Source organism: Citrobacter arsenatis, from assembly GCF_004353845.1.
Classification (GTDB): domain Bacteria; phylum Pseudomonadota; class Gammaproteobacteria; order Enterobacterales; family Enterobacteriaceae; genus Citrobacter; species Citrobacter arsenatis.
The window spans coordinates 5,121,219-5,137,570 of the sequence record NZ_CP037864.1; the positions used below are offsets into that span (position 1 = coordinate 5,121,219).

General features: G+C 54.5%; 13 protein-coding genes. 4 read left to right on the forward strand and 9 right to left on the reverse strand.

Annotated elements, in window-relative coordinates; translation table 11 throughout:
* Positions 1 to 3 precede the first annotated feature (3 nt).
* Positions 4 to 693, forward strand: a complete 690-nt coding sequence (gene trmH, locus E1B03_RS25710; RefSeq protein WP_103769413.1) for a tRNA (guanosine(18)-2'-O)-methyltransferase TrmH — start codon at positions 4 to 6, stop codon at positions 691 to 693.
* A gap of 5 nt (positions 694 to 698) precedes the next feature.
* Positions 699 to 2,780, forward strand: a complete 2,082-nt coding sequence (gene recG / locus E1B03_RS25715; RefSeq protein WP_133087150.1) for an ATP-dependent DNA helicase RecG — start codon at positions 699 to 701, stop codon at positions 2,778 to 2,780.
* Positions 2,781 to 2,825: 45 nt separating this feature from the next.
* On the opposite strand, the gene gltS is transcribed toward recG, so the two are convergent.
* Positions 2,826 to 4,031 carry a sodium/glutamate symporter gene (gene gltS / locus E1B03_RS25720; protein WP_103769411.1) on the reverse strand — a complete coding sequence of 402 codons (1,206 nt, stop codon included), beginning with the start codon at positions 4,029 to 4,031 and terminating at the stop codon, positions 2,826 to 2,828.
* Between the two features lie 225 nt (positions 4,032 to 4,256).
* On the opposite strand from gltS, the gene xanP reads away from it, so the two are divergent.
* Both xanP and E1B03_RS25730 read left to right on the forward strand, forming a co-directional pair.
* Entirely contained in the window at positions 4,257 to 5,648 is a 1,392-nt protein-coding gene (gene xanP / locus E1B03_RS25725; RefSeq protein ID WP_003024026.1) for a xanthine/proton symporter XanP, read from the forward strand.
* A gap of 121 nt (positions 5,649 to 5,769) precedes the next feature.
* Positions 5,770 to 7,479, forward strand: coding sequence for an AsmA family protein (locus E1B03_RS25730; protein ID WP_103769410.1), 1,710 nt, complete (start codon positions 5,770 to 5,772; stop codon positions 7,477 to 7,479).
* A 41-nt stretch (positions 7,480 to 7,520) separates the two neighbouring features.
* Here the strand turns inward: E1B03_RS25730 and E1B03_RS25735 are convergent, their stop codons facing one another.
* The 8 genes from E1B03_RS25735 to yicI form a co-directional block, all read right to left on the reverse strand.
* Complete coding sequence (locus E1B03_RS25735) at positions 7,521 to 8,198, reverse strand: D-lyxose/D-mannose family sugar isomerase (protein WP_103769409.1); 678 nt, start codon at positions 8,196 to 8,198, stop codon at positions 7,521 to 7,523.
* A 49-nt stretch (positions 8,199 to 8,247) separates the two neighbouring features.
* Positions 8,248 to 9,108 carry a ketose-bisphosphate aldolase gene (locus tag E1B03_RS25740; RefSeq protein WP_003024018.1) on the reverse strand — a complete coding sequence of 287 codons (861 nt, stop codon included), beginning with the start codon at positions 9,106 to 9,108 and terminating at the stop codon, positions 8,248 to 8,250.
* An 80-nt stretch (positions 9,109 to 9,188) separates the two neighbouring features.
* Positions 9,189 to 10,040 carry a class II fructose-bisphosphate aldolase gene (locus tag E1B03_RS25745; RefSeq protein WP_133087151.1) on the reverse strand — a complete coding sequence of 284 codons (852 nt, stop codon included), beginning with the start codon at positions 10,038 to 10,040 and terminating at the stop codon, positions 9,189 to 9,191.
* 11 nt (positions 10,041 to 10,051) lie between these two features.
* A complete protein-coding gene (locus tag E1B03_RS25750) occupies positions 10,052 to 11,143 on the reverse strand; it encodes a PTS fructose transporter subunit IIC (RefSeq protein WP_016157774.1) in 1,092 nt (363 codons plus the stop codon).
* Positions 11,144 to 11,169: 26 nt separating this feature from the next.
* Positions 11,170 to 11,490 (reverse strand): PTS fructose transporter subunit IIB, encoded by a 321-nt coding sequence (locus E1B03_RS25755; protein ID WP_043018754.1) that lies wholly within the window; start codon positions 11,488 to 11,490, stop codon positions 11,170 to 11,172.
* 20 nt (positions 11,491 to 11,510) lie between these two features.
* Entirely contained in the window at positions 11,511 to 11,981 is a 471-nt protein-coding gene (locus tag E1B03_RS25760; RefSeq protein ID WP_008786490.1) for a PTS sugar transporter subunit IIA, read from the reverse strand.
* Between the two features lie 26 nt (positions 11,982 to 12,007).
* Positions 12,008 to 13,561: a BglG family transcription antiterminator gene (locus tag E1B03_RS25765; protein WP_133087152.1), complete on the reverse strand. Its 1,554-nt coding sequence runs from the start codon at positions 13,559 to 13,561 to the stop codon at positions 12,008 to 12,010.
* Between the two features lie 463 nt (positions 13,562 to 14,024).
* Positions 14,025 to 16,343: an alpha-xylosidase gene (yicI, locus tag E1B03_RS25770; RefSeq protein WP_133087153.1), complete on the reverse strand. Its 2,319-nt coding sequence runs from the start codon at positions 16,341 to 16,343 to the stop codon at positions 14,025 to 14,027.
* Positions 16,344 to 16,352: the final 9 nt, after the last annotated feature.

The following is a 16,352-nucleotide window of genomic DNA, read 5'->3' on the forward strand; positions in this document are numbered from 1 at the left end:
CTTATGAATGAACAGCGCTACGCACGTATTTGCGAGATGCTCGCACGTCGGCAGCCCGATCTGACCGTCTGCATGGAGCAGGTCCACAAACCTCACAACGTTTCTGCGATCATTCGTACTGCAGATGCGGTCGGCGTGCATGAAGTCCACGCCGTCTGGCCTGGTAGCCGTATGCGCACCATGGCCTCGGCGGCGGCGGGCAGCAACAGTTGGGTGCAGGTTAAAACTCACCTTACTATTGGCGATGCGGTTACACATTTAAAAAACCGGGGTATGCAGGTTCTGGCAACCCATCTGTCAGATAAGGCTGTGGATTTTCGCGAGATTGATTACACGCGTCCCACCTGCATCCTGATGGGCCAGGAAAAAACCGGCATCACTCAGGAAGCATTGGATCTGGCGGATCAGGACATCATCATTCCCATGACTGGCATGGTGCAGTCGCTGAACGTTTCTGTCGCCTCCGCGCTGATTCTGTACGAAGCACAGCGCCAGCGGCAAAACGCCGGCATGTACCGACGAGAAAACAGCATGCTGCCACAAGACGAGCAGCAGCGCTTACTGTTTGAAGGCGGTTACCCGGTGCTGGCGAATGTCGCTAAGCGCAAAGGTCTTCCTTACCCTCACGTAAACACGCAGGGCGAAATCGAAGCCGATGCAACGTGGTGGGCCACTATGCAATCTGCGAGATAAACGCGATGAAAGGCCGTTTACTGGATGCCATCCCACTCAACTCTCTGACCGGCGTTGGCGCAGCGCAAAGCAGTAAACTGGCGAAAATTGGCCTGCACACCGTGCAGGACCTCCTGCTCCACCTCCCTCTGCGTTACGAAGACCGTACCCATCTGTACCCCATTGGTGAACTACTGCCGGGCGTCTATGCCACTGTTGAAGGCGAAGTGCTGAACTGCAATATCACCTTCGGTGGCCGCCGGATGATGACCTGTCAGATTAGCGATGGCTCCGGCATTCTCACCATGCGCTTTTTCAACTTCAGCGCAGCAATGAAAAACAGCCTAGCCACCGGTCGCCGGGTACTGGCCTACGGTGAAGCCAAACGCGGGAAATACGGCGCAGAGATGATTCACCCGGAATACCGCGTGCAGGGCGATCTCAGCACGCCGGAACTGCAGGAAACGCTCACGCCGGTGTATCCAACCACCGAAGGCGTGAAGCAGGCCACACTGCGCAAACTGACCGATCAAGCGCTGGATTTGCTCGATACCTGCGCCATTGCCGAACTGCTGCCACCAGAGTTGCTACAGGGCATGATGAGCCTGCCGGAAGCCCTGCGCACCTTGCATCGGCCACCGCCGTCACTGCAGTTGAGCGATCTGGAAACCGGCCAGCATCCGGCGCAGCGGCGTTTGATTCTGGAAGAACTGCTGGCGCATAACCTCAGCATGCTGGCACTACGCGCCGGGGCGCAGCGTTTCCACGCCCAGCCGCTGAGTGCTAACAACGCGCTGAAAGATAAGCTGCTGGCGGCGCTACCGTTTAAACCCACCGGCGCACAGGCCCGCGTAACCGCCGAGATTGAACGCGATATGGCGCTGGATGTTCCAATGATGCGCCTGGTGCAGGGCGATGTCGGCTCTGGTAAAACCCTGGTTGCGGCACTGGCCGCGCTGCGGGCTATCGCACATGGTAAGCAGGTTGCGCTGATGGCACCTACCGAACTGCTGGCTGAACAACACGCGAATAACTTCCGCAACTGGTTTGCGCCACTGGGCGTTGAAGTGGGCTGGCTTGCAGGCAAACAGAAAGGTAAAGCGCGTCTGGCGCAACAAGAAGCCATCGCCAGCGGCCAGGTGCAGATGATTGTCGGCACACACGCGATTTTTCAGGAGCAGGTACAGTTCAACGGACTGGCGCTGGTTATCATCGACGAACAGCATCGTTTTGGCGTGCATCAGCGTCTGGCACTGTGGGAGAAAGGCCAGCAGCAGGGTTTCCACCCGCACCAGCTAATCATGACCGCCACACCAATCCCGCGCACCCTGGCGATGACCGCCTATGCCGATCTCGACACGTCGGTAATTGACGAACTCCCTCCAGGGCGTACGCCGGTCACTACGGTGGCCATTCCGGATACCCGCCGTAGCGATATTATTGACCGCGTGCGCAACGCCTGCACCCATGAAGGACGTCAGGCGTACTGGGTCTGTACGCTGATTGAAGAGTCTGATTTGTTAGAAGCTCAAGCGGCGGAAGCGACGTGGGAAGAGCTTAAACTGGCGCTGCCAGAGCTGAATATTGGCCTGGTGCACGGGCGCATGAAGCCCGCCGAGAAGCAGTCGGTAATGGCGGCCTTTAAGCAGGGCGAATTACATCTGCTGGTTGCCACCACGGTGATTGAAGTGGGCGTGGACGTGCCGAACGCCAGTTTGATGATCATTGAAAACCCGGAGCGATTAGGCCTGGCGCAACTGCACCAGTTGCGTGGCCGCGTAGGCCGTGGCGCCGTGGCCTCCCACTGCGTCCTGCTCTACAAATCGCCGCTGTCAAAAACCGCGCAAAAACGCCTGCAGGTTTTGCGGGACAGCAACGACGGCTTCGTCATTGCGCAAAAAGATTTAGAGATTCGCGGCCCCGGCGAGCTGTTGGGTACGCGCCAAACCGGAACGGCAGAATTCAAAGTGGCGGATTTACTGCGCGATCAGGCAATTATCCCGGAAGTTCAGCGTATTGCCCGCCATATTCATGAACGCTACCCGCAACAGGCTGTGGCGCTTATTGAACGCTGGATGCCGGAAACCGAGCGCTACTCCAACGCATAGTTGATTCATAATAGCGGCGGCGGATGCGACTCCGCCGCGCACGTGTTATTGCGCGAAAATAGGCAACAGCAGATACAGCTTAATCACCAGCGCGTTGACGATATCGATAAAGAACGCCCCCACCATTGGCACCACCAGGAACGCCATATGGGACGGCCCAAAGCGTTCGGTAATCGCCTGCATGTTGGCAATCGCCGTCGGCGTCGCGCCGAGGCCAAAACCGCAGTGTCCGGCTGCCAACACGGCGGCATCGTAGTTCTTACCCATCATGCGCCAGGTGACAAATATCGCGTACAGCGCCATGAAAATCGTCTGCACAACCAGGATTGCCAGCATCGGCAGCGCCAGAGAAGCAAGCTCCCATAGCTTCAGGCTCATCAGCGCCATCGCCAGGAACAGCGACAGACTCACGTTACCCAGCACCGAAACTGCGCGCTCAAATACCCGATAAAAGCCCATTAACGCCAGGCCGTTACTGAGGATCACACCAACAAACAGTACGCAGACGAAGGTCGGCAGTTCCAGCACCGTTCCGACCAGCAATTGCGCAACGATTTTTCCCACCGTCAGACAGATAGCGATTAGCGCGATGGTTTCAATCAGCACCAACGACGTGATCATGCGCCCGACGTCCGGCTTTTCAAACGCGGTCGGCACGGCCTGATCGTCCGGCATGCCATCCGGCGTGGTGGAGTGTTTGACCAGATAGCGCGCCACCGGGCCGCCAATCAATCCGCCCAGCACCAGGCCAAACGTTGCGCAAGCCATCGCCACTTCAGTCGCATTGGTGAAGCCATAACGTTCAATAAACAGCTTGCTCCAGGCGGCCCCGGTTCCGTGTCCGCCAGAGAGGGTTATTGAACCGGCGATCAGCCCCATCAGCGGATCCAGGCCCAGCAGGGTTGCCATACCGATCCCGATGGCGTTTTGCATCAGCAGCAGGCCAACAACCACTATCAGAAAGATACCCACCACGCGGCCACCGGCGCGCAAACTGGCGAGATTAGCGTTCAGACCGATAGTGGCGAAGAAGGCCAGCATCAGCGGATCGCGCAGGGTCATGTCGAAATTTACTTCCCAACCCAGGCTTTTTTTCAGAACCAGCAGCGCAATCGCTACCAGCAATCCGCCCGCTACAGGTTCGGGAATGGTGTATTTTTTCAGGAAGGAAACAGATTGGACGAGCTTACGTCCCAGCAGCAACACAAGGGTTGCCGCAACCAGCGTTGATAACGTATCGAGATAAAACATTTACAGCTCCATTAGTGCGTTTAGCACAATCACGCACGATGCATTCCAGACCGATTTTTAGCTCTTATTGAGTTTTCGGGGTGGATTTTAAGCAGAAAATCATGAAAAGTTATATAAAAATGTTTGTTTATCCGTTTTAAATATTAAGAATACTCGGTAGCAAACGTTTGCATTTCTGTACTGGTCAGATAAAATCACCGCTTTTCCACCATGGGATTGCCTCTGATGTCCGTTAACGCCGTAGAGTCAACAAATGCGCAACCGGTTGCGCAGACTCACAACAGTGAACTGATTTACCGTCTTGAAGATCGCCCCCCGTTAGCCCAGACCCTGTTTGCCGCTTGCCAGCACCTGCTGGCCATGTTCGTCGCGGTAATCACCCCTGCTCTGTTAATTTGCCAGGCGCTCGGCTTACCGGCTCAGGATACTCAACACATTATCAGTATGTCGCTGTTCGCTTCCGGCGTGGCTTCTATCATTCAGATCAAAGCCTGGGGACCGGTCGGCTCAGGGCTGTTATCCATTCAGGGCACCAGCTTTAACTTTGTCGCGCCGCTGATTATGGGTGGTACGGCGCTAAAAACCGGTGGTGCAGATGTCCCAACCATGATGGCGGCACTGTTCGGTACGTTGATGCTGGCCAGTTGCACTGAGATGGTTATCTCACGCGTACTGCACCTGGCGCGTCGTATCATTACTCCGCTGGTTTCCGGCGTAGTGGTGATGATTATCGGCCTGTCGCTGATTCAGGTCGGTCTGACGTCGATTGGCGGCGGCTATGCCGCAATGAGCGACAACACCTTTGGCGCACCGAAGAATTTACTGCTGGCTGGCGTCGTGCTGGCGCTAATTATCCTGCTTAACCGCCAGCGCAATCCGTACCTGCGCGTTGCGTCACTGGTGATTGCGATGGCGGCGGGTTACCTGCTGGCCTGGTTTATGGACATGCTGCCGCAAAATACCGCGCCGGTAAGTCAGGACCTGCTGATGGTGCCAACGCCGCTGTATTATGGTCTGGGTATCGACTGGAGTTTATTGCTGCCGCTGATGCTGGTCTTTATGATCACTTCACTGGAAACCATCGGCGATATTACGGCCACCTCCGACGTCTCCGAGCAGCCGGTTTCTGGTCCGTTGTACATGAAACGCCTGAAAGGCGGCGTGCTGGCGAACGGTCTGAACTCGTTTGTTTCCGCCGTGTTCAACACCTTCCCGAACTCCTGTTTTGGCCAGAACAACGGGGTTATTCAGTTAACGGGCGTTGCCAGCCGCTACGTCGGTTTTGTGGTAGCGTTGATGCTGATCGCGCTGGGTCTGTTCCCGGCGGTCAGCGGTTTTGTACAGCATATTCCTGAGCCGGTTCTGGGCGGCGCAACGCTGGTGATGTTCGGTACGATCGCGGCATCCGGCGTGCGTATTGTGTCCCGCGAGCCGCTGAACCGTCGCGCGATTCTAATTATCGCGCTGTCGCTGGCCGTCGGCCTCGGCGTATCCCAGCAGCCGCTGATCCTACAGTTCGCCCCTGACTGGGTGAAAAACCTGCTCTCTTCCGGCATTGCCGCAGGCGGTATTACCGCTATCGTTCTAAACCTGGTGTTCCCGCCAGAGAAGCAATAAGCGAAATGCGGCGTTGGTTCTGAATCAACGCCGCTGTAACGCTCTTTCACCATTCCCGCCTTGAGCATTGCGCCTAAATCGTGCATAACTTGACTATGTGCACTTCGCGGGATGGAAGACCATGAAATTTATTGGAAAGCTGCTTCTTTACGTGTTGATCGCCCTTGCAGTGGCGATCCTCGGCCTTTATTTTCTACTGCAAACCCGCTGGGGCGCAGAGCACGTCAGCGCCTGGGTATCGGAGAACAGCAGTTACCATCTGGCATTTGATGCCATCGATCATCGGTTTTCTTCCCCCTCCCATATTTTGCTGGAAAATGTCACCTTTGGCCGGGACGGTCAGCCCGCAACGCTGGTCGCTAAAACGGTCGATATTGGGCTGAGCAGCCGCCAAATTACCGACCCGTTGCATGTCGACACCATTTTGTTGCAAAACGGCACGCTGAATTTGTCTCAGCAAACCGCGCCGCTGCCGTTCCAGGCCGATCGCCTGCAATTGCAAGATATGGCGCTTAACAGCCCCGGCAGCGAGTGGAACCTGAGCGCACAGCGCGTGAACGGCGGCGTCATTCCCTGGAGCCCTGAAGCAGGTAAAATTCTCGGGAACAAAGCGCAAATTCAGCTCAGTGCCAGTTCGTTGACGCTCAACGATGTCCCGACCACCAACGTGTTGATTGAAGGGAGCATCGATCATGACCGGGTGACGCTAAGCAATATTGGCGCAGACGTGGCGCGTGGGGCATTAACCGGCGTGGCGCAACGTAATGCCGACGGTAGTTGGGTAGTCGAGAATCTGCGCCTGAACGATATTCGGCTGCAAAGCGACAAATCGCTGACCGAATTTTTTGCCCCGTTAAGCAGTATTCCCTCCCTGCAAATTGGTCGTCTGGAAGTAACAGATGCCCGTCTGCAAGGCCCTGACTGGGCGGTGACGGATCTCGACCTGAGCTTGCGCAACATGACCTTCAGCAAGGACGACTGGCAAACTCAGGAAGGCAAACTGTCGATGAACGCCAGCGAGTTTATCTACGGCTCTCTGCACTTCTTCGATCCCATTCTGAACGCCGAATTCTCGCCGCAGGGCATTGCCCTGCGCCAGTTCACCACCCGCTGGGAAGGCGGTATGGTTAGAACATCCGGAAACTGGCAGCGCAGCAACAAAGCGCTGGTCCTCGATGATGCCGCTATTGCCGGTCTGGAATATACGCTACCGGAAAACTGGAAACAGCTGTGGATGAAACCCCTGCCAGCCTGGCTAAACAGCCTGACGCTCAAAAAATTCAGCGCCAGCCGTAATCTGGTGATTGATATCGACCCAGGCTTCCCGTGGCAGCTCACCGCCCTGGATGGCTACGGCGCCAACCTCGGGCTGGTTCAGAACAATCAGTGGGGGATCTGGAGCGGGAGCGCCACCCTCAACGCCGCTGCCGCCACCTTTAACCGTACCGACGTGCGTCGTCCTTCGCTAGCGCTGACGGCAAACAGCAGCACCATCAATATCAGCGAACTGAGCGCCTATACGGAAAAGGGATTGCTGGAGGCCACTGCCAGCATTTCGCAGCTGCCTCAGCGTCAGACTCAGGTCAGCCTGAACGGGCGCGGCGTGCCAATGACGATTCTACAGCAGTGGGGATGGCCTGCGCTGCCGCTTTCCGGTGACGGTAACATTCAGCTCACCGCCAGCGGCAATATTCAGGCCAATGCGCCGCTCAAACCAACGGTCAGCGGCCAGCTGCATGCGGTAAACGTGGAGAAACAACAGGTTACACAAAGCATGCAAGCGGGCGTAGTATCCGGGAGTGAAATTACTGCCCCACCCGTTGCGCAGTGATTATTGCCCGGTGGCGCTTCGCTTACCGGGCCTACCCTCGCTCATAAACGACTATATTCACTGCACAACAACCATTTCACCGGCTCGTCCTCTTCTATCACCGGGAAGCGACCGCCCGGCTCAAGGAAATGGTTGTCATGCAGATCGTCATTGACCATCGAGATTTCCCAGCCCAGCACGAACGCTTTCTCCGCCCAAAAGCGATGATACAACCGCGGCGGCAGGCACACCCCTTGCCCCGGTTTCAATACCAGCGTCTCGCCAGCATCAACGGTACGCCACTGACCATCCACGCTCACCTCAACAATGCGCCGGGCATCATACCCGTCATCAGACGTGGCCCACGCCAGTTGCATACACAAATCACCGCCGCCGCGGTTAACGATATCTTCCATTTTATGGCGATGAAAATGCCATGGTGTTTGCTGATCCTGCTGAATTTGCAGCATCTTTTCAGCATACGGTTTGGGGTAATTGACTGACCCCATCAGACCATTGCGCAACGTCAGTAACGTCAGCCCCGTTTGCGCAAAATCTCCGCGCCCGAAGTCGGTAATGTCCCAACCCAGCTGGAGATCGAGCACTTCACGCCACCGCGTTTGATCCTGTTGCCGCCAGGCGTCGACGGTAAAATACGCAAAGTCAGGCAAACTGACCCGAAAAGTCTCGGCGATAGCATGCGCTTTATCGACGGCATAATTAATGTGTGAACGCTTCATTCCACTTTTCCTTGTTGCGAAAAAGGCGGGTCACCCCGCCTGCATGCCGTTAGTAAAGTGATGCTTTGCCGGTTGAGCCGAACAGTTTCATTTTGTGGCGGATCACATCCCGTGCGGCGCTAATGGCTTCCGGGTAAATAACGTTCGGATCCCACCAGGTTTCTTTCGCCAGGATTTCGCGGACTTTCTGGAAGTAGGCGTATTTCATATCGCTGGAAATATTGATTTTACCCACGCCCAGCGTCACGGATTCGGCAATTTCCGCATCCGGGTTTGCGGAACCGCCGTGCAGCACCAGCGGAATATCCACACGTCCAGCGATGTCGCGCAGGATGTTCATTTGCAGCTCTGGCTGCATCCCTTTCGGGTAAATTCCGTGTGCGGTTCCAATCGCCACCGCCAGCGTGTCTGCACCGGTACGGGCAATAAAATCCTCTGCCTGTGCAGGATCGGTATAAGTAACTTTCGACACGCCGCCTTCCACTGACGTCCCGGTCTGACCAATCGTACCCAGTTCCCCTTCCACCGAAACGCCTACCGCATGCGCCAGCTTGACCACTTCGCGGGTCAGCGCCACGTTCTCTTCATACGGCAGCAATGAACCATCAATCATCACCGAGGTAAACCCACACTGAATTGCCCGCAGGACATGCTCAACCGAAGCACCATGGTCCAGATGCAGAGTAAAGGGAACCGGGCTGCGCAGGGTGATATCGCGAACGTAGCTAAAAAACGCATCGCCAACAAAATCATGTTCGCTAGGGTGAATGGAGATTATCGCCGGAGTGTTGGTCGCTTCCGCTTCCTCCACTACTGCACGTACAAAGCAACTGTCCGCCACGTTGAATGCGCCGATGGCAAAACCGTGCTGACGGGTAGGTTGCAGTAATTCTTTCATCGAAACTAACATGTTAATTCTCCAGTTTCAGGGTGTAGAAAGCCCTGCCAGTGCGTCGTCGCAGAGGCATAGAAGGCGTTACAGAAAATGAATCAGGCTTTGCCGATAGCGCCGCTGGCCTGTAGGTACGGAATAATGGCTTCCTCGCAGGCCTGCTCCATCAGGGCCAGGGCATCAACGAGTTCACCGGATGTGTCGCGACACAGGGTATGCAATAGCGCAGCTTTTCCGGCTTCGAAAACCGCCGCACCAACGTTTATCTTGGCGACGCCAAACGTCGGGCAGCGCTGTAACTGATCAAACGGTGTCCCGCTGCCGCCATGCAGCGCTAGCGGCACCGTTGATAACCGGGCAATTTCCTCCAGCCTTTGAAAATCAATGGCTGGCGTGACGCCCGGCGCGTACATACCGTGCGCCGTACCAACCGATACCGCCAGTAAATCGATCCCGGTCTGTTGGATAAAGGGTTCCACGTCGGCGGCCTGGGTCATCAAATCAGCATTAGCGGCGTGGTCATAGCGCGGGGCGTCGGCCAAATGACCCAGCTCGCCTTCCACGCAAAGAGAAACGCTGGCTGCAAGCTCAACCACTGCCCGGGTCTGGCGAATGTTCTCCTCCAGCGCAAAGGCAGAGGCATCGATCATTAACCCGCTGAAACCGGCGCGAAAAGCCTGGCGAATACGAACAGGATCCTTTCCATGATCCAGCGCCAGCGCGACCGGTACCGAGGCTTCCTCTGCCAGTGTTTTGACCACCGCTGTCGCTATCGTGGCCGGAAAATGCTCCAGGTGCCCCTGATACAGATTCAGAATGATGGGTGCACGGTGTTTCTCAGCCACACGCACCGCCGCTCGGGCGCTTTCCAGATTCATACAGTTGATGGCCAGCAGCGCGTACTGCTCGCGCCAGGCTTTCGTCACCATGCATTTCATATTGGCAAACATACGGCCTCCGGTTATTCCAGGGTGAAGGTGATCTCTTCGTCTTTCAGCTTTTGATCGCTAAGTTCATCAAACTCTTCGTCACGCTCGGTCACCGGTTTCTTCCACAGCGACAGCATCACGCCGCAAATCACTGTGCCAATCCCCAGCGCCAGGCAAAACAGCAGAGGATGCGTAAAGAGTGGGACCACGAACATGCCGCCGTGCGGTACCGGGCTTTCGACGCCCCACACCATGATCAGGCCACCCGCGATCGCTGAGGCCACCACACAGGACCCCACCACGCGCAGCAGGTCGCGCGCCGCAATTGGAATGACCCCTTCGGTAATCATGCAGATCCCCATCGGGAATGCGGCCTTCAGCGCCTCACGTTCCGCACGGGTGTACTTGTGACGCGTTAGCAGGAAGGAGAGCGTGATGCCGAACGGAGGGATTATTGAACCAACAAACTTCACCGCTTCCGGACCGTACACGCCGCTGACCAGCATGCCATCAGCAAACAGCGACATGGTTTTATTCACCGGCCCGCCGAAGTCGAATGTCGCCATTGCGCCGAGGATGGCGCCCATCAGAAAGCGGGATCCGCCCTGCATGGACTCCAGCAGATGAATCAACGCGTCCTGCAGCCAGGCTATCGGCTTGCCAATCAGCGTCATCATCAACAGGCCGCCAATGACGGTACTCAGTACCGGCAGCACCATGATGGGCATCAACCCCTGCATCGACTGTGGCAAACGGATATAGCGCTTGAGCAGCAGGACGGTATAACCGACCAGGAATCCGCCCAGCATCCCGCCGATAAAACCGGTATGAATTTCGCCGCAGACAAAGCCGACAATCAGACCCGGCGCGAATCCGGGTCGGTCGGCAATGGAGTACGCTATCGCTGCGCTTATCAGCGGTACGATTAACCCCATCCCCCAGCCGCCAATCTGGTTGAGCATCCAGGGTATGGTGCCTGTTTTTTCACCCACGTTAGTGCCGCCAAGTATTTGCCCGAGAGCAATACAGATCCCGGCGGCAACAATTAACGGGATCATCCACGAAATTCCCGTTAATAAATGTCTTTTTATTTCCTGAGATAGCGGAATTTTATTTTCACTCATGTGAAATCCCTCCAGAATGAGGATCGCTACTGGTTAGTATTAACTAATGATTTTTCGACCTTTTCAAGAAACTGAATCGGCGATTTTATGACGATTTCGGTTTTCACTCGCACAATGCGTTTATTTGAAAAGCGCTCCTCCCCTTTTATTTTTACATCGACAGCAAGAATTACGACATCAGCCGCAGAAATATCCTCTGCCAGCAGTTCGTTCTCCGTGCCAATGGTCCCCTGGGTTTCTACTCTTATATTATGACCAAGCGCTTTAGCACCTTTAATTAACTTTTCACGAGCAATATAGGTGTGCGCAATACCCGCCGTACAGGCGGCGACACAAACAATATTCATAACATGCTCCACTTTTTTATTTAGCAAACATTGGATTCAGCATATTGGCTAAAAAGCTCAATAATTTTCTGTGGACTACTCTCGACTAACAGTTGTTCAATAATATCGTCATCTGCCAACGCGCCGGCAACCTGCGAAAGCAGACGAATATGGGTGGTGTTTTGATCTTCAAGGCGTACGGCAAACAGAATGATGCAGCGCACGTTGCTGCCATCCAGGGTTTCCCAGGGAATGTCCTGGCGGGTACGCCCAATCGCCAGCGTAGTATTGACCACCGCCGAGGATTTCCCGTGTGGGATCGCAATATGATTTTCGAATCCGGTCGAACCTTCTGACTCACGTTGCCAGACATCCTGAATAAACGTTTCCCGACAGCTAATTGCTCCATCCTTTTGCAGAATATCCGTCAGTTCCTCAATAGCCTCCGTTTTGCTTGTGGCCTTCATGTCCAAAATAACGCGATTTGTATTGAGTATTTTCGTGATGTCCATCAATCATACCTCATGGAGTTCAGACATTAATTTTCAACGACCAGCGACGTCGCCCGATGTAATTTTTCCGTAATAACCGTTTCTGTTACCCGCTTAATATCCGCATCATTGAAAAAGGCGGTGACATACACGACCGGCATAGCAACTGCAGGTAAATTAATCGTCGATACCACCAGTTCAATATCGTCCGTCAGTACGGAGGACAGGCTGCCTGCCGACACCACGCCAACGATGGTCCAGTCCGGAAAGGCGCGCAAAATACGGCTTTTGAGTAAGTGAGAGGTGCCGATACCGGTTGAGCAGACCAGCAGCACGCGCTTTCGTGCTATCTGCCGCTCCATTGCGGCCTGAAAATGTACGGTTAAATATCCCACCTCATCTTCCGACACAGCCCGCTCGCCCCAGCCGCTAAACACCCGATTTACCGCACACAGAGTCAGCCGCCACACGTCCTGTAACTCACCTTTAATATCTTCCAGCAGCGGATTACGTATGCGGATCTGGTAGTTCAGACGGTTAATCAGCGGCTTAATGTGGATCAGCAGTCCGTCATACAGCGCAGTGTCCCGACTGAGATCGCTGTCGACCATTTCGGCGAAGGTGGCAATCAGCCTCTGGGTAATTAAGCGCGCTTCGTCGCTGGAGTGCATATGGCCAATCACGCTCACGTCGTTATGCTCTTCAATCACCACACCGGAGGAGATAATGTATTGATAAATAAACCAGACTTCGTCTTCCGGCAGCGGGTGGGCAATGCGTTTTTCGATATGCTGAATCATGCGGTTGGCAATGGAAAAGATGTTCTCGTCACATAAAGTGATGTTTTCTTCTTTTCTCGGCAGGGCATTGCCCCGCGTGATGCGGTACATCATGATCAGGATATGGGTAAAGATATTGACGTAATACGGCTCGCCCAGCGACCAACAGAGATCGTTCTCCATTTCCTGCAACAGCGTCTGGACAAATAAAACGTCTTCCTCGCCGAAGTAATGCACTAACGCTTTATAACTGCCGGGATCAAGGCGTGAATAAACGACGTTGCCGGGTTCATTATGGTTAATTACGCCGTTAATCAGCGACGCCATCGCCTGGCGTACACCGCTCTCGCTGCCTTCAATGTGCGTGCCGCTCTGGCTGCGAATCAGCGACAGGCCCAGCGGAGTGATCCAGGACTCAATCACTTTCAGATCGTTAACAATCGATGCGCTACTAATGAAATAACGTTCGGATAGTTTACTGATCGACGTTTCATGCGGCGTTTCGCTTAATAACTGTGAGGCTATCTTGACCCGCCGTGAATTATTCATCATGCCGTCAGCATCTTCCCCTTCCGATCCTAATAACTGATCCAGATATAAAAGGTCGGTAATATTCTCGGCATTTAATATCACGCCCGCACCGGTACGTTTATCAATGGTTATTTTCCATTCCGCTAACCATGATTCCAGTAGCCGCAGATCGCGCTGGACTGTTTTCTCTGAAACAGATAAATACTCGGCAATTTTCAGCAGCGTGACATATTCCTTCCGGGACAGAAGAAACTTTAATAATCTGTTTTGTCGCGAGGTAATCATTTGCATTATTTACCCTTATTACATACCAGATTAAATATCTATACCCGTCATACTTCAAGCTGCATGTGCGTTGGCTGTTGAGTTACTCGTCTCATCCCAGTCACGTACTTATGTACGCTCTGGGGATTCGCTGCGTCGCCGCTTTCCTGCAACTCGAATTATTTAGGTTATAAAGAAGCATTTATGCTCCACGTGTAATCCGTGATGATAAATATAAGAGGACTACGATGCGCCAACAATACTAAATCGTGTCCTGTAATCCGGACAGAAATAAGACAAAAAGGGGAAATAGTGAGATATTTACGGCGCAGATCACATTTTTCACGGGAGTTAGAGTGATAGCGCTCGCAAATATGGAGAGATAAAATTTTAGTTCAGAATGTTTTGGATTTTCAGATCTGGAACGCTGCTCGCAGCATGGACCGGATAAAACGCATTGCATCGCCATCCGGTCCACATTCAGATTCGCTTACAGGGTTATCGTCAACACATCTTCACCAGGCGTGATGACCGTTCCCCACTCGCTGCCCGCAGATGAACCGCCCTTCACGCCGCTAACCTGCGCAATATTACGCAGGCACAGCGTCCAGTTACGCGCTTCGCCACGACCTTGCACAGTGATGGTATTACCCGCACGCATCGCCTTCAGCGTGAAGATAACCGAGCCGTCAGCCGCCGGGACTTCACAAATCGCTTCCCTGCCCTCCTGCAGATGGAACAACTGGAACGCGGTCCCATCGTGCCACGCGTAGCCCGGTTTCTGATTATTGCTCCCCAGCGCCAGCAGGGTATTGTCACGCACATAAACTGGCAGGCTCAGGAAGTCATGCTGCTGCTTATACCAGCGGCTGCCAGATACCTCATCGTTACGCCACAGATGCGTCCAGCGTCCTTCTGGCAGGTAGAACTGCACATCTCCCGCCTCGCTAAACACCGGCGCGACCATCACGCTATCGCCCAGCATGTACTGGCGGTCGAGATAATCACACGCCGGATCGTCCGGAAACTCCAGCATCATTGCGCGCATCATCGGCGTGCCTTGCTCATTGGCGCGCGCCGCTTCGCGATACAGGTATGGCATCATGCGGCATTTCTGCTCAGTGAAGTAGCGTACCACGTCGCAGGATTCATCATCGTACGCCCATGGCACACGGTAGGATTTACTACCGTGCAGGCGGCTATGGCTGGAGAGCAGCCCAAACGCACACCAGCGCTTGTAGACGTGCGCCGGGGCGGTATTCTCAAAGCCGCCAATATCGTGACTCCAGAAACCAAAGCCGGACAGACCAATGGACAACCCGCCACGCAGACTTTCGGCCATCGATTCATAGTTGGCGTAGCAGTCGCCGCCCCAGTGCACCGGAAACTGCTGCGCGCCGACCGAGGCCGAACGGGCGAACAGCACTGCCTCTTCTTCACCGACGGTCTCTTTCAGCACGTTCCATACCAGTTCGTTGTAGATGTACGCATAATGGTTGTGCATTTTCTGCGGATCGGCACCGTCAAACCACTTAACGTCAGTAGGAATGCGTTCGCCAAAGTCAGTTTTGAAGCAGTCAACGCCGATATCCACCAGACCTTTCAGCTTGTTGGCATACCACTCGCAGGCTTCAGGATTGGTAAAGTCATAAATCGCCAGGCCCGGCTGCCATTTATCCCATTGCCACAGGGAGCCGTCCGGGCGCTTGAGCAGATAACCTTTCTCTTTCAGTTCATTGAACAGCGGGGATTTCTGGCCGATATAAGGATTTATCCATACGCAGACCTTCAGCCCTTTCTCTTTCAGGCGGCGGATCATGCCTTCCGGGTCAGGGAAGGTCACCGGATCCCACTCAAAGTCGCACCACTGGAAGGCTTTCATCCAGAAGCAGTCGAAATGGAAGACGTGCAGCGGCAGATTGCGCTCGGCCATCCCATCGATAAAACTGTTCACCGTCGCTTCATCGTAATTAGTGGTGAACGATGTAGTCAGCCACAAACCGAATGACCAGGCTGGCGGCAGCGCCGGACGGCCGGTAAAGCGGGTATAGCGATCCAGCACCGCTTTTGGCGTTGGGCCGTCAATGACGAAATATTCCAAATACTCGCTTTCAACGCTGAACTGCACTTTCGACACTTTCTCAGAGCCGATTTCAAACGACACGCACTGCGGATGGTTCACCAGCACGCCGTAGCCGCGATTGGTGAGATAAAACGGGATGTTCTTGTAAGACTGCTCGGTACTGGTGCCGCCATCGCGGTTCCAGGTTTCCACCGTCTGGCCGTTACGTACCAGCGCAGTAAATCGCTCGCCCAGACCGTACACCGTTTCGCCAACGCCCAGATCCAGGCGCTCAAACATATAGTTTTTCCCGCTGTTGGTATCCTGCACGTAGCCGTTATTTTTCAGTTGGCTACCGGTAAAACGTTCACCGTTACGCAGGAAATCCAGCGACCAGAACTCGCCTTTGGTCACCCGAACGCTCAGATTGCCACTCTTCAGTTCGGCAAATTCAACGGTGTTTTGTATCTCTACGTTGACGTCCTGCAGCACGTTCAGCGGGTAATGCGGGCCGGTATCCAGCGCGCCCTGAAAGTGCTCCATTCGTACACCCACCACCCCTTCCTGCGGCGAGAAGAAGCGCAGCGTGAAAAGTGGGGTATCCAGTTGCCAGGTACGTTCACGCACGTCACGCGGCGCAACGTAGACGATCATCTCGTTACCCTGCTGTTCAACCTCAAACACCTGAATTGGGTGTGTTAAATTCAGGCCAGGTTGCGTCAGCCAGTTACCATCGCTAATTTTCATCGTCAGTTC